General features: G+C 63.2%; 9 protein-coding genes, 1 other RNA gene and 1 pseudogene. 3 read left to right on the top strand and 8 right to left on the bottom strand.

Translation table 11 applies throughout. The features are described from left to right. Window positions 1-9: 9 nt before the first annotated feature. The gene (gene dnaX / locus GJV18_RS09825) at window positions 10-2,151 is read right to left on the bottom strand and encodes a DNA polymerase III subunit gamma/tau (protein ID WP_160344911.1); all 2,142 of its coding nucleotides are present in this window, start codon (window positions 2,149-2,151) and stop codon (window positions 10-12) included. Between the two features lie 430 nt (window positions 2,152-2,581). Here dnaX and GJV18_RS09820 point away from each other — a divergent pair, with 430 nt between their 5' ends. Both GJV18_RS09820 and GJV18_RS09815 read left to right on the top strand, forming a co-directional pair. Next, on the top strand, window positions 2,582-2,803 hold the full coding sequence (locus GJV18_RS09820) for a hypothetical protein (protein ID WP_160344909.1): 222 nt from the start codon (window positions 2,582-2,584) through the stop codon (window positions 2,801-2,803). Window positions 2,804-2,875: 72 nt separating this feature from the next. Then, a complete protein-coding gene (locus GJV18_RS09815) occupies window positions 2,876-3,163 on the top strand; it encodes a DUF3509 domain-containing protein (RefSeq protein WP_160344907.1) in 288 nt (95 codons plus the stop codon). Between the two features lie 142 nt (window positions 3,164-3,305). Here the strand turns inward: GJV18_RS09815 and ffs are convergent. The 3 genes and pseudogenes from ffs to GJV18_RS18895 form a co-directional block, all read right to left on the bottom strand. Continuing rightward, window positions 3,306-3,402, bottom strand: an RNA gene (gene ffs, locus GJV18_RS09810) — signal recognition particle sRNA small type. Window positions 3,403-3,500: 98 nt separating this feature from the next. After that, complete coding sequence (locus GJV18_RS18900; protein WP_407692357.1) at window positions 3,501-4,280, bottom strand: methyl-accepting chemotaxis protein; 780 nt, start codon at window positions 4,278-4,280, stop codon at window positions 3,501-3,503. 78 nt (window positions 4,281-4,358) lie between these two features. Continuing rightward, window positions 4,359-5,135: pseudogene (locus tag GJV18_RS18895) on the bottom strand (MCP four helix bundle domain-containing protein); the annotation flags it as partial. A gap of 192 nt (window positions 5,136-5,327) precedes the next feature. On the opposite strand from GJV18_RS18895, the gene GJV18_RS09800 reads away from it, so the two are divergent. Further along, complete coding sequence (locus tag GJV18_RS09800; protein WP_160344903.1) at window positions 5,328-5,606, top strand: HU family DNA-binding protein; 279 nt, start codon at window positions 5,328-5,330, stop codon at window positions 5,604-5,606. Window positions 5,607-5,725: 119 nt separating this feature from the next. On the opposite strand, the gene ligA is transcribed toward GJV18_RS09800, so the two are convergent. The 4 genes from ligA to GJV18_RS09780 form a co-directional block, all read right to left on the bottom strand. After that, complete coding sequence (gene ligA, locus GJV18_RS09795) at window positions 5,726-8,086, bottom strand: NAD-dependent DNA ligase LigA (protein ID WP_160344901.1); 2,361 nt, start codon at window positions 8,084-8,086, stop codon at window positions 5,726-5,728. Between the two features lie 96 nt (window positions 8,087-8,182). Next, a complete protein-coding gene (gene zipA / locus GJV18_RS09790) occupies window positions 8,183-9,010 on the bottom strand; it encodes a cell division protein ZipA (protein WP_160344899.1) in 828 nt (275 codons plus the stop codon). A 182-nt stretch (window positions 9,011-9,192) separates the two neighbouring features. Continuing rightward, a complete protein-coding gene (gene smc / locus GJV18_RS09785) occupies window positions 9,193-12,681 on the bottom strand; it encodes a chromosome segregation protein SMC (protein WP_160344897.1) in 3,489 nt (1,162 codons plus the stop codon). 12 nt (window positions 12,682-12,693) lie between these two features. Then, entirely contained in the window at window positions 12,694-13,353 is a 660-nt protein-coding gene (locus tag GJV18_RS09780; RefSeq protein WP_160344895.1) for a GntR family transcriptional regulator, read from the bottom strand. Window positions 13,354-13,636 lie beyond the last annotated feature (283 nt).

Here is a 13,636-nt window from a genome sequence, read left to right as displayed (position 1 = left end):
GTCCTCTACTCAAGCGTTGATATCTAGGGGTTCGATGCTGTCGGCGCGAATGACCGCGCCGAACTGCTGAATCATCTGCTGCACCAGCGGATCATTGTGGATCGAGGCTTCGGCACTGCTCTGGCGCTCGGCACGTTTGCGCGCAGCGGCCTGGGCCGGGGTTTCCTGCTCGGGTTTGCACAACTCGATACGCAGGTTGAGATTACGCCCATGGTACTGGTTGAGGGCATCGTTCAGGCGCCGCTGCTGGGTGCTGTTGAACAGCGCGCTCTGGGCCGGGTCCAGGTGCAGTAGCCAGTCATCGCCATTGGCCTCGATCAGGGTGCAATTGGCGGCGATGCTGCCGGTCATGCCACCCAGACCCAGCTTGGGAAACAGCTCCAGCCAGTCGGCAGCCAGACCCGTGGCGGGCATGGCGGCAGGCTGCGGCTCGACGGCGAGCACGGGCTCGGCAACGGGTAAATCGAAGTCGTAATCCAGTCCCTGGGCATCGGCCTCGACATAGTCATAGTCGCCCAGCGGCGGCTCATCATCGTCATCCGCTTCGCTCGCGGCAGGCAGAGCAGCCAACTCTTCGGTCTGTACCACCAGCTGCTCGACCACAGGCTCAGGCACCTGGCTCGGAACCGCGCCTGTATCGACAGGCGCTGCCGCAACCGGCTCCGCGCTGGCGGGTAACTCGACGGCGGCGGCCGGAGACTGCTCCCAGGGCAGATCGACAGGCTCGGCTGCCACCGACTCAACGACGGGCTCCGCACCACTCACCTGGGGTGCAACCCTATCGCCAACAGGTTCAACAGCAGCCACCTGAGGCACAGTCTGTTCGGCAGCCGGCTCGGGCTCAGCCACCTGGGGGGTACTCGCTGGCAGCGCAACTGTCGACGCCGCTACTGCAGCAGCGGGCGCACTGACAGACGCTGTCACGGGCTGGGGTGCAGGCGCGGGCGTCTCGGCAATAGCAGACGGAGCAACCTGGGCCGCTCCGGCCACTGTCTCGTTGCGGGAATCAACCGTGGCCTGGCTGATCCCCAAGGGCTTTAGCGTGACCCTCGGCGCATCGCCGTTATCGGCGGGGCGGAAGGCCAGCATCCGCAGCAGCACCATCTCGAAGCCGCCACGCGGATCCGGCGCCAGGGGCAGGTCGCGGCGACCGATCAGGCCCATCTGGTAATAGAATTGCACATCTTCGGCGGGCAGCGCCTGGGCCAGTTGCAACACCCGCTCGCGGTCGCCCTGGCCATTGTCCACCGCATCCGGCAGGGCCTGGGCGATGGCCACCCGGTGCAGCACATTGAGCATTTCGGACAGCACGCCATTCCAGTCCGGACCCTGTTCGGCCAGGTGGCGCACCGCCTCGATCAGCGCCCGCGCATCGCCCTCTATCAGCGCGTGCAGCACGCCATAGACCTGGCCATGATCCAGGGTGCCGAGCATGGCGCGCACATCGGCGGCCAGCACCTTGCCTTCACCAAAGGCGATGGCCTGGTCGGTGAGACTCATGGCGTCGCGCATCGAACCATCGGCGGCGCGACCGAGCAGCCACAGGGCGTCTTCCTCGAAGGGAATGGCCTCGGCGCTGAGCACATGGCTCAGGTGCTCCACCACCCGTTCCGGCGGCATGTTCTTCAGGGAGAACTGCAGGCAACGCGACAACACGGTGACCGGCAGTTTCTGCGGGTCGGTGGTGGCGAGGAGGAATTTGACGTGGGGCGGCGGCTCCTCCAGGGTCTTCAACAGGGCGTTGAAGGAACTGGTGGAGAGCATATGCACTTCGTCGATCAGGTAAACCTTGAAGCGCCCGCGGCTCGGCGAATACTGCACGTTGTCCAGCAACTCGCGGGTGTCTTCCACCTTGGTACGGCTGGCGGCGTCCACTTCGATCAGGTCGACGAAGCGGCCTTCATCGATCTCCCGGCATACCGAGCAGGTGCCACAGGGCCTGGAGCTGATGCCAGTTTCGCAGTTCAGGCACTTGGCGATGATCCGCGCGATAGTGGTCTTGCCCACCCCGCGAGTGCCGGTAAACAGGTAGGCATGGTGCAGGCGCTGGCTGTCCAGGGCATTGATCAGGGCCTTGAGCACATGGGTCTGACCGACCATTTCGCGGAACGAGCGCGGACGCCACTTGCGTGCAAGAACCTGATAACTCATTGAAACCCGTCACTGGATGAATGCCAAAGTGCGCTAATCCTAGCGGAGCAACCGGTAAATTGCATCCAGTGCCACGGCCCTGACACGCGAGGCAAAATACAGCTGGCTAATATTTGTGCAACTGGTTATGCTGCGCGCCGTTAGTACCACGCTGTAAGTCATACCGGCGCCCAAGCCCCCTCGATGGTATTCAGGTCACGAGCCCGCACAACGCTCGCCCACCTGCCCCACCCTGCTGACTGATCTGGCCGTCCTGCCCAGGCAACGACCCAAGCCAGCCTCCGAAGTACCGACCCGCAGAAGACCCGATAACGGGAACTTTTGCGCGCAGTCCTGCTCCGATCAAATACCCGCCGATGCCCATAAGGACAGCGGCCAGGAGCTTTATCCCGCGCACTGATGCGCATGCCGTTTTAGGAACACCCGAATAATGAATACTCAACAACAGATTCAGGATGCCGTAAGCACCCTTTCCCGCGCATTTGCGCCGCTCGATTGCCGCATTCTGGCTGCCCGCAAAGGCAGCTTCAGTTTTACCGTGGTCAACCAGGCCGGCATTGCCCAGCATAGCCAGCGCCTGTACCCGGGGCAGTACAGCGGCCAACACCTGCAGCAGGTGATTGATCGCACGCGCCAGGTCTTAAAAGCCTGAGCACCTGCTTGGCCGCGAACTATCCGGCCAACCTGGGGTCTGAAGCACTCACCCTCAGGATGGAGCATGGTTATGCATGGCATTGATCGCCAACTCGTCGAGCAACTGTTCGCCCCCTTGCGCGTTACCTTCAGCCCACCGCGCCCGGATGGCGGCATTGTCCTCTCCCTGCTGGATGACAAGGACGCCACCGCCTACAGCCGCGTACTCAGCAGCAGCCAGCGGGCCGACGCCCAGGCCTTCGCCCAAAGCCTGGAAGACATCCGCCTGGAACTGGCCGTGCGCTCGGGCAATATCCCGGCCGATCTGCGCAAGGCGCTCAAGGAACAGGACAGCGTGCTCAGCTACCACCCCGCCTGAAGGCAAGTCGCAACCCCCAAAGCCCCGCTCACGACGGGGCTTTTTAGTGCGCCCACGGCAAGGCCACAGCCTTTAGGCGACGAGCTGAACAGTAGATAAGGAATATGCAAAACAACCCGAACGGGGTTTGAGATGGAGGCAGCCCCACCAGCCACACCCCGGCACACAATGTCACCGCTACGGCTGCTCCCTTCCAGGCCTGACCGGGTTCACGGCTGATCGTTGCGGGGGGACCGATGGGACCACCATAACGCCACTCGCCAGCAGGCGAGCGGCGCCATTGTACCGGCTTGGCCTGAACTTACAACCGCTTCAAGCACTTAGCTGCTCAATCGACTCAGACCCTGAAGCGCCCGACCAGAGCGCTCAGGCCACGAGACAGCTCGGACAATCGCTGGCTGGCTTCGGCACTCTGCTCGGAGGTCTGCGCCGCCTCGTTGGACAGGTCGCGAATATCGGTGATATTGCGGGCGATCTCCTCGGTTACGCTGCTTTGCTGTTCGCAGGCGCTGGCGATTTGCGCAGTCATGTCATTGATCCGTTGCACCGAGTCACTGGTATCGGTCAGAGCCTGATCCACCCCCGAGGCCTGCTCCACGCTCTGCCGAGCCTTGTCGCTACCGGCATGGGTGGCCTTGACCGCGTTCTGCACGCCGATCTGCAGGCGTTCGATCATGGCCTGGATATCCTTGGTGGATTCCTGGGTGCGAGCGGCCAGGGCCCGCACCTCATCGGCCACCACGGCAAATCCACGCCCCTGTTCGCCAGCCCGCGCGGCCTCGATGGCCGCGTTCAGTGCCAGCAGATTGGTCTGCTCGGCAATCCCGCGAATCACCGCCAGCACCGCGCCGATATTGGCCGCCTCCTGTTCCAGGGTTTGAATGCTGTTTGACGCGCTCTCCACCTCATGGGCCAGTTGGCGGATGGAGCTGATGGTCGCGCCCACTACCTGGGCTGCATCACGGGACTGCGATTCGGCCTGCCGGGCCGCATCGGCGGCATGCTGGGCATTGCGCGCCACCTCATGCACCGCCGAGCTCATCTCGGTGGCGGCGGTGCTGACCTGATCCACCGCCGCATGCTCGCCGCTGATCAAGCGATCATTGGCCGCCGCCATACCCGCCAGGTTCTGCGCCGAACTTTCCACCTCACCGGTCACCCGCCCCACCTCCTTGATCAGGGGCTGCAACTTGTCGAGAAAACGGTTGAAGGCATGGCTGAGCTTGCCCAGCTCATCATTGGACAGCACATCCAGGCGCACGCGCAGGTCACCATCGCCATCGGCAATCTGTTCAATACGGTTAAGCAGGTTATGCAGCGGCCGGGTCACCAGCAGCGGGAAACCCAGCACCAGTACCAGACAGACCACCAGGCCAACCACGATGATCAACCCCTGCTGCCAGCTCAGGGTCTGGCCCAGGGCGATAGCCGCCAGACCTTCGGCATTGGCGGCCGCATCATCCATCTCGCCCAGCTGGTCGATGGCCGTGCGCATGACCTCGAACTGCTCCTCGCTGGCACCGAAGCTCAGTTCGCTGGCTGCCTGCGGGTCGCTGCTGGCCAGCTCCAGGACTTGCTGCGAAGTGGCCTTCCAGCGCTCGAAGCCGGTGTCGAACTGGGCCACCCGCTGCATGGCTTCGGCCCCCGGCTGCATGGCGGCGAACTTGTGCACGCGGTCATAGGCCTGCTGCAGATTCTCGGCATGGGTAGCCTTGAGAGCTGCGACATACTCGCCCGCCCCCTCATCCAGCAGGCTGCGTTCGGCGACAAAGGCCTGGTACAGGTCACGGTCGGCATTGAGCAACAGACTGATACCGGGCAGATAGCGATTGGTCAGGCGCGTGCTGGACTCGGCCACCTGATCGATACCGCGCATACCCAGCACGCCCATGCTGACCAGCAACACCGCCAGCAAGACAATGGGCAAAGCAATTTTCCAGCGAAAACCCAGATCGGCAAACAGGCGCAGCATAGTGGCTCTCCTCGTTCGACCCCCAGTAGAAGCAGCTTAGTTCAGCCCGAGGAAATCACCCAAAAGGTCAGCATGGAATGGAGTCGACGATACCCGCGCCGCAAATCGCCCGCTTTTAGCCGTAACGTCATGTATTTCAGGTCAGCCAAGGGTTAAGCTGCGGCCCAACCTGACCCACCAAGGAGCATCAACATGGCCATCAGCAAAGACCAACTGATCAGTGATATCGCCGAAGCCACTGATTCGTCCAAAAGCACAATCCGCACCGTACTGGAGCAGCTCAGCGAAATCGTCGCCGACGCCCTGGAAAACGATGGCGAGATAACCCTGCCCGGCATCGGCAAGCTGAAAGTGACCGAGCGCCCGGCCCGTACCGGCCGCAACCCGCAGACCGGCAAGGCCATCGAGATCGCGGCCAAGAAGGTGGTCAAGTATGTGCCGGCCAAGGCCCTGAGCGACTCGCTTAACTAAGGCTCCGCTGCGCGGACGGGGCAGGCAACAAGTAGGGTGCGCCGTGCGCACCTGCTCTGTCGGCAAATCGCTGGTGCGCACGGCGCACCCTACGGATCAGACCGTCTAAAGACTGGCACCTACAGGCTCACCCCATAGTCCGCCAGACAGGCAATAAAAGCCTGCTCATCCAGCACCCGCACCCCCAGCTCGCTGGCCTTGGCCAGCTTCGAGCCGGCGCCGGGGCCGGCCACCACGCAGTGGGTCTTGGCCGAGACCGAGCCGGCCACCTTGGCGCCCAGGCTTTCCAGCTTGGCCTTGGCCTGATCGCGACTCATCAGCTCCAGAGTGCCGGTGAGCACCCAGGTCTGGCCGGCCAGGGGCAGACCTTCGGCGACCTTCTTCTCGCTTTCCCAGTGCATGCCGAAGTCGCGCAGTTGCTCCTCGATGGCACGGGCACGCTGGGCGTTGTCCGGGTTGTCGAAAAATTCGCGCACCGCCTTGGCCTGTTTCTCCGGCAGGGCCTGGCGCATATCCAGCCAGTCACCGCCAAGCACACCCTGCAGGCTGACAAAGCGCTCAGCCAGCTTCTGCGCCGCACCCGGGCCGACGCTGGGGATATTGAGCTTGTCGAGCATGCCGCCCAGGGTTGCAATGGCGCTGAACTCGGCGCTCAGCTCGCCCTCCTCCTGCAACTGCAGCCCGCTCTCGCCCAGCAAGGCTTCGATTACCCGCTGGTTATGCGCATCCCCAAAGAAGCTGTGGATCTCGTGGGCCACTTCCAGGCCGATATCCGGCAGGTAGGTCAGCACCTCGGGCAGCGCCTGACGCACCCGCGCCAGGGACGCCAGGGAACGGGCCAGGACCTTGGCGGTTTCCTCGCCCACATCGGGGATGCCGAGGGCATAGATAAAGCGCGCCAGGGTCGGTCGCTTGCTGTCCTCTATGGCGGCCAGCAGCTTATTGCTAGACACCTCGGCAAAGCCTTCCAGCCCGATAATCTGCTCGAAGGTGAGGCGGTACAGATCAGCCGGCGAGGCGATCAGCTGCTCGTCCACCAGCTGCTCGATGGTCTTGTCGCCCAGACCTTCGATATCCATGGCGCGGCGCGAGACGAAGTGGATGATCGCCTGCTTGAGCTGCGCCTGGCAGCTCAGGCGACCGACACAGCGGTACACCGAGCCCTCGCTGACGCTGGCCTTGCCCTTGCTGCGCTTGACCAGCTGGGTACGCTCCACCGCCGAGCCGCAGACCGGGCACTGCTCGGGGATATGCACGGGCCGCGCATCGGCCGGGCGGCGTTCGGGCACCACAGCCATCACCTGGGGGATCACGTCACCAGCGCGGCGGATGATCACCGTGTCGCCAATCATCACGCCCAGACGCGCCACCTCGTCCATATTGTGCAGGCTGGCATTGGCCACCATCACGCCCGCCACCTTGACCGGTTTAAGGCGCGCCACCGGGGTCACGGCGCCAGTGCGACCGACCTGGAACTCCACGGCGAGCAGCTCGGTGAGCTCTTCCTGGGCGGGAAACTTGTGGGCGATGGCCCAGTGTGGCGTGCGTGCACGGAAGCCCAGCTGCTGCTGATCCTCGATGGTGTTGACCTTGAACACCACGCCGTCAATGTCGTAAGGCAGCTCCATGCGCCGCTGGCCGATATCGCGGTAATACTCAAGGCAGGCCTCAACACCCTTGGCCAGCTTCAGCTCACGACTGATGGGGATGCCCCAGACCTTGAGCTGTTCGAGCATACCCACCTGGGTAGCCGGCAACTCGCCGCTGACCTGGCCCACGCCATAGCAGCAGAACTCCAGCGGGCGGCTGGCGGTGATCTTCGGATCGAGTTGACGCAGGCTGCCGGCGGCTGCATTGCGCGGGTTGGCGAAGGTCTTACCGCCGCCCTCGGCCTGGCGCGCATTGAGCGCCTCGAAACCGGCCTTGGGCATATAGACCTCGCCGCGCACCTCCAGCACCTGGGGCCAGCCTTCGCCCTGCAGCCTGAGCGGCACATTGCGGATGGTGCGCACATTGCTGCTGATATCCTCGCCGGTGCTGCCGTCGCCACGGGTGGCGCCACGCACCAGCTGGCCGTTTTCGTAGCGCAGGCTGACCGCCAGACCATCGAGCTTGGGCTCGCAGCTGTACGCCACCTCGGCGCCGCCGCCGAACAGATCACCCCCGGGCAGGTTCAGGCCCTCACGCACGCGGCGATCAAAGTCCAGCAAATCATTATCGTCAAAGGCGTTGCCAAGACTCAGCATCGGCACTTCGTGACGCACCTCGCCAAAGGCACTCAGCGCCTCGCCGCCCACCCGCTGGGTTGACGACTCAGGAGTCACCAGCTCCGGATGCGCCGCCTCCAGCGCCTGCAGCTCACGGAACAGGCGGTCGTACTCGGCATCCGGAATACTCGGCTCGTCCAGCACGTAGTAGCGGTAGTTGTGCGCATCCAGTTCATTGCGCAGTGCGGAAATACGTTGGGCGGCGTCACTCATTGCAAATAAGCCTCAAGCTTCAAGCGGCAAGAAAGCAAAAAGCCCCAAGCCAAGCGATTAACTTGTGGCTTGAGGCTTGCAGCTTGCCGCTGTTTTTTAGCGTTTCTGGGTCAACTGGCGGCGTTCGAATTCAACGATACGCTGACGGTAATGTTCGATAGTTTGTGCGGTCAGCACGCTGCGCTGGTCATCCTTGAGCTCGCCGCCCAGTTCATGGGCCAGCTTGCGCGCCGCGGCCACCATCACATCGAAGGCCTGCTTGGGATGGCGCGGGCCTGGCAGGCCAAGGAAGAAACTCACGGCGCGGGTGCTGAAACCCTCGATATCGTCCAGATCGAAAGTGCCGGGCTTCAGGGCGTTGGCCATGGAGAACAGCACTTCGCCATTGCCGGCCATGCTTTCGTGGCGATGGAAAATATCCATTTCACCAAAACGCAGACCGCTTTCCAGAATGTTCTGTAACAGCGCCGGGCCCTTGAAGCCTTCCTCGTCGCGGGCGATCACATTGATCACCAGCACTTCCTCGACCGGTGGCAGTTCTTTTTCAGGACTCTTGGCCTGGGCTTTGGGCGCGGCGTCATCGTCTTGCTCCACCGGGCTGAGCAGGGTCGGCACCGGCTCATCCAGCCCCAGGTTGAGGTCGCCCTGCTGCGGTTCGCCACCACGGCGGCGGTTAAGCTCGCGGGCGCTTAAGGACGGCAGATCTTCTTCATCGAAAGAGGGGTCACGATTACGCTCAACTACCCGAGGCGGGCTGAGCAGATCTGGATCGCTATCATCATCGGGCAAGTTGGCAAAACTGCGATCGAGTTTGAACTTCAACTTGCCTTTGCCACCGCGCATGCGCCGCCAACCATCAAACAGGATGCCGGCGATCACAATAATGCCGATGACAATCAGCCATTCGCGCAGACCGAATTCCATGAAATACCCTAACCCCTAATGAGAAATGCTGGTTAACAGAGCGTCCCGCTCATTCCAATAACATCAACGTGGCGCCAACTCCATGATCTAACAGGCCTTTCCCACCTGTTAAAGAGCCACGCGGCAATAACAATGCGCATTAAGCTAGCACGACGAAAGACAACTTTACACAGGCAGACGCATTATGATTCAACCATTGCCAAGGCCTCTTCCACATCCACCGCCACCAGACGCGAACAACCGGGTTCATGCATGGTGACACCCATCAATTGATCGGCCATTTCCATGGCGATCTTGTTATGGGTGATATAGATAAATTGCACGGTGGCCGACATTTCCTTGACCAGCCGCGCATAGCGCCCGACGTTGGCATCGTCCAGCGGTGCATCCACCTCATCGAGCATGCAGAACGGCGCCGGATTGAGCTGGAAGATGGAAAACACCAAGGCCAAGGCGGTGAGGGCCTTTTCGCCACCGGACAGCAGGTGAATGGTGCTGTTCTTCTTGCCCGGCGGGCGCGCCATGATGGTCACCCCGGTATCCAGCAGGTCGTCCCCGGTGAGTTCCAGATAGGCGTTGCCGCCACCGAATACCTTGGGGAACAGGGCCTGCAGGCCGCCATTGATCTTGTCGAAGGTTTCCTTGAAGCGGTTGCGGGTTTCCTTGTCGATCTTGCGGATCACGTTTTCCAGGGTGTCCAGGGCTTCCACCAGGTCGGCGTCCTGGGCATCCAGATAGCGTTTGCGCTCGGATTGCTGCTGGTATTCGTCGATGGCCGCCAGGTTGATCGGCCCCAGGCGACTGATGCGGGCGGCCAGGCGCTCCAGCTCTTCTTCCCAGGCCTGCTCGCTGGCCTCGGCCGGCAAGGTGGCCAGTACGCCATGCAGGTCGTAGTTGTCCTCGGCCAGCTGGTCGGCCAGGGCCTTGCGCCGCACGTTCAGCGACTGCCAGTCCATGCGCTGCTGCTCCAGCTGCCCGCGCAATAGTTGCGACTGCTGTTCGGCCTGGGTTCGGCGCTTCTCGGCATCGCGCAGCTCGCGGTCGGCGTCTTCCAGGGCCAGGCGCGCCAGCTTGAGCTCTTCTTCCACGGCCATGCGTTTATCGAGCTGTTCTTCGAGCTTGATGCGCAGTTCTTCCAGGGGCGCCTCGCCCTCCTCCAGATTGAGGTTGAGCTGCTCACGCTTCTCATGCAGGCGCTCGGCCTGCAGCTGCAGGCGCTCCAGGGCCTGGCGGGTGGAATCGTGCTGGGCTTTCAGCGAGCCCAGACGCACCGCCAGCTGATGGGCATGGTCCTTGTGCTGGCGCGCTTCCTGACGCACCCGGTCGAGGCGCTCACGCAGAGCGTCGCGACTGGCCAGCAGGCTCTCGCGCTGCTCATTGTCCTGGGCCATGGCGTCCAGGGCGTCCTGCAGTTGCAGACGGGCTTCACCCAGTTGCTCCTGCTCGATCTCGCGCTGCTCGGCCGCTTCCCGTAGCTCGTGATCCAGGCGGGTGCGGCGCAGCACCAGCTGCTCGGCCTTGGCCTGGCCGGCTGACAGCTGCGCCTTCAGCTCGCCCAGACGCCGCGCCTGCTCTTGCACCTGGCGGCGCTGCTGCTCGCGTTGTTCCTCGGCGCTGCGCTGGGTATCGCGCAGCTGCTGCAGGCGCTCATCCAGCTGGGCCAGGGCCGCCTCGCGCTCCTCGCATTCCAGGGCCAGGGCCTCGATCTCCTGGCCTCGGGCCAGCACCCCGCTTTCCGCCTCACTGGCGCGGCGTACGCGGAGAAAATGCCGGCCGACCCAGTAGCCATCGCGGCTGATCAGGCTTTCACCCTCGCCCAGACTCTGCCGCGCAGCCAGGGCTTCATCCAGACTGGCTACCGGCCGCACCTGCCCCAGCCAGGGCGCCAGATTGACACTGGACTGCACCTTGTCCAGCAGACTGCCGGCCAGCTGCACGCCGCCTTGAGCCGGGCTGGCCAGACGCAGATCACCCTGGCTAAGGCCGGCAAAGTCCAGCCCCTGGAAATCATCCAGCAGCACCGCCTGCAGATCGGCGCCCAACACGGTTTCCACCGCCAGCTCCCAGCCAGCCTCGACCCGCAGGCCCTCGGCCAGGCGCGGACGCTCGGCCAGGCCCTGGCTGTGCAACCAGTCGCCAGCGCCCTGCCCCGGGTTCAGCGCAGCCTGTTGCAGGGCTTCTAGCGAGGCCAGACGACCGTTCAGGCGTTGCAGTTCGCCCTGGGCCTGCTGCTGCGCCTGGCCGGCCTGCTGCAGCTGTTCGCGCAGCTGCTGCAGACGTTCGCCCTGCTGCTCTTCGCCCAGTTGCGACTCTTCAAGCGTCAGCTCGCCGGCGGCAATCTGCTCGCCCAGTTCGATAATCGCCGCGTCTTGCGGGTCGGCGCTCAGCTGCTGCAGTTCATCGCCCAGGCGCCGCTGACGCTCGGCCAGACGCTCCAGGCTCTGCTCCAGCTGGGCAATGCGCGACTGCTGCACCTCGGCCTGACGGCGCGGCTCGGCGCTGCGCTGGTTGAAGCCGTCCCACTGCTCCTGCCAGCCATGCATGGCGCTTTCCGCCTCTTCCAGGGCGGCGGCGGATTCCTCGGCGGCGGCGGCGGTCAGCTCCTGTTCGGGCAGCAGCATCTCCAACTCTTCACCCAGGGTAGCCAGCAGGGTGCGGTCATGGCCCAGGTGGGATTCGGTTTCCAGGCGGGCCTTTTCTGCTTCACGCAGATCATCCTGCAGCTGGCGCAGGCGTTGCTGGCCGTGCTGAATGCTCTGCTCGATACGGGCGATATCGCCACCCACCGAGTAGAAGCGGCCCTGGACCAGATTGAAGCGCTCGCTCAGTTCATGGTGACCGTCACGCAGGCGTTCGATGGCGGCGTCGGCATTGCGCTGTTCGGCCACCAGGGCCTCGAAGGCCACTTCCTGGTCGCCGATCACCTGCTCGCGGCTGCCCACCTGCTGATTCAGGGTCTGCCAGCGCAGAGCCAGCAGCTGGGCCTTGAGCTGACGTTCCTCGGCCTTGTATTCCTGGTACTTCTCCGCTGCCTGGGCCTGGCGGTGCAGGCGTTCGAGTTGACGCTCCAGTTCCTCGCGCAGGTCGGTCAGGCGCGCCAGGTTCTCATGGGTGCGGCGGATACGGTTCTCGGTTTCACGGCGGCGCTCCTTGTACTTGGAGATGCCTGCGGCTTCCTCGATAAAGTTGCGCAGATCCTCGGGCTTGGCCTCGATCAGCTTGCTGATCATGCCCTGTTCGATGATCGAATAGCTGCGCGGCCCGAGGCCCGTGCCGAGGAAGATATCGGTGATGTCACGACGGCGGCACTTGGTGCCGTTAAGGAAATAGGTGTTCTGCCCGTCGCGGGTCACCCGGCGGCGGATGGAGATTTCCGCGAAGGCGGCGTATTCGCCCACCAGGGAATTGTCGCTGTTGTCGAAGATCAGCTCGATGGAGGCCTGGGTCACCGGCTTGCGGGTGTTGGAGCCGTTGAAGATGACATCGGTCATCGACTCGCCGCGCAGGTTCTTCGCCGAGCTCTCGCCCATCACCCAGCGCACGGCATCGATGATATTGGACTTGCCGCAGCCGTTGGGCCCGACCACCGCCGCCATATTGCTCGGAAAGCTGACCGTGGTCGGATCGACGAAGGACTTGAAACCCGCCAGTTTGATGCACTTCAGTCGCATGGGCGGTTTTCCCTAGGACTCGGCCAGTGCAGCCAGCACCAGCTGGCAATTATGTTCGCCATAGCCCAGCAGTACCTGGCGCGCCTGCTCGGCATCACGACCAACTATGGCCTGCAGCAGGCTGGCGAAGGTATTGATGAACTGGCCCATCTCGCTTTTGCGCCGCTCCAGGGCCAGGTGGTAGGTGCGGCTGATGGCCGGCAACAGGTTCTCCAGGGTTTCCTGCAGATAGGGGTTGTCGGCGAAGGGAAAGGCGGCGCGCATGATATCGAAGCTGCCTTGCACAAAGGCATTGATGTCTTCGCGCTGCAGGCTGTCCTGCAACTGCTGCTGGATGGCCATAAAGGGCGCCAGCTCCTCCTGACTCTGCCAGCGCTCGATCACCGCGCGGGCCAGCAGCACATAGAGTTCGATCACCAGGGCATACAGGCTCTTGACCTTGTGCGGGGTCAGCTCGGCCACCTGGGCACCGCGGCGCGGCGGAATCACCACCAGATGGCGCCGTTCCAGAATCAGCAGCGCTTCGCGCACCGAACCGCGGCTGACATTCAGCGCCTGGGTGACCTTCTGTTCCTGAATGCGCTCACGGGCCTTGAGTTCACCACGAATGATGCGCTCGGCCAGGTGATGGGCGATCTGCTCGGCGAGGCTGTCCGGTGCCTTGAATGTCATGGGGAAACCTTAGGTTCTATCTGACCTATTGGGATCAGGCCGTCGAAAAACTACCTGCGTTGGCAATACTGCGTTGAAAACGGTCTAAAAATGCTCATTTACGGCTCGTAAACTCCGCTTTTTAGACCGTTTGACCAGCCGGAGGCTGTTACTACGTAGCGCCTTGTCTTGCCTGCCTCGCCAACGTTTTTCAACGGCCTGCAAATGGGGCGCGAGTGTAACACAGGGTGTTACCGGGCCAAGGCCAGGGTAGCGGCCGTTTCAGAGCGAAAGGTGGGGCCCG

This window comes from Pseudomonas xionganensis (genome assembly GCF_009763245.1).
GTDB classification, from domain to species: Bacteria; Pseudomonadota; Gammaproteobacteria; order Pseudomonadales; family Pseudomonadaceae; genus Aquipseudomonas; species Aquipseudomonas xionganensis.
The sequence above is the reverse complement of the archived record's forward strand: the minus strand, read 5'-3'. Positions and strand labels throughout refer to the sequence as shown.

Coding starts and splice junctions, on each gene's coding strand:
- dnaX (WP_160344911.1), bottom strand. CDS start 2,151: ATGAGTTATCAGGTTCTTGCACGCAAGTGGCGTCCGCGCTCGTTCCGC.
- smc (WP_160344897.1), bottom strand. CDS start 12,681: ATGCGACTGAAGTGCATCAAACTGGCGGGTTTCAAGTCCTTCGTCGAT.
- GJV18_RS09780 (WP_160344895.1), bottom strand. CDS start 13,353: ATGACATTCAAGGCACCGGACAGCCTCGCCGAGCAGATCGCCCATCAC.
- GJV18_RS09820 (WP_160344909.1), top strand. CDS start 2,582: ATGAATACTCAACAACAGATTCAGGATGCCGTAAGCACCCTTTCCCGC.
- zipA (WP_160344899.1), bottom strand. CDS start 9,010: ATGGAATTCGGTCTGCGCGAATGGCTGATTGTCATCGGCATTATTGTG.
- ligA (WP_160344901.1), bottom strand. CDS start 8,086: ATGAGTGACGCCGCCCAACGTATTTCCGCACTGCGCAATGAACTGGAT.
- GJV18_RS18900 (WP_407692357.1), bottom strand. CDS start 4,280: ATGGCGGCGGCCAATGATCGCTTGATCAGCGGCGAGCATGCGGCGGTG.
- GJV18_RS09815 (WP_160344907.1), top strand. CDS start 2,876: ATGCATGGCATTGATCGCCAACTCGTCGAGCAACTGTTCGCCCCCTTG.
- GJV18_RS09800 (WP_160344903.1), top strand. CDS start 5,328: ATGGCCATCAGCAAAGACCAACTGATCAGTGATATCGCCGAAGCCACT.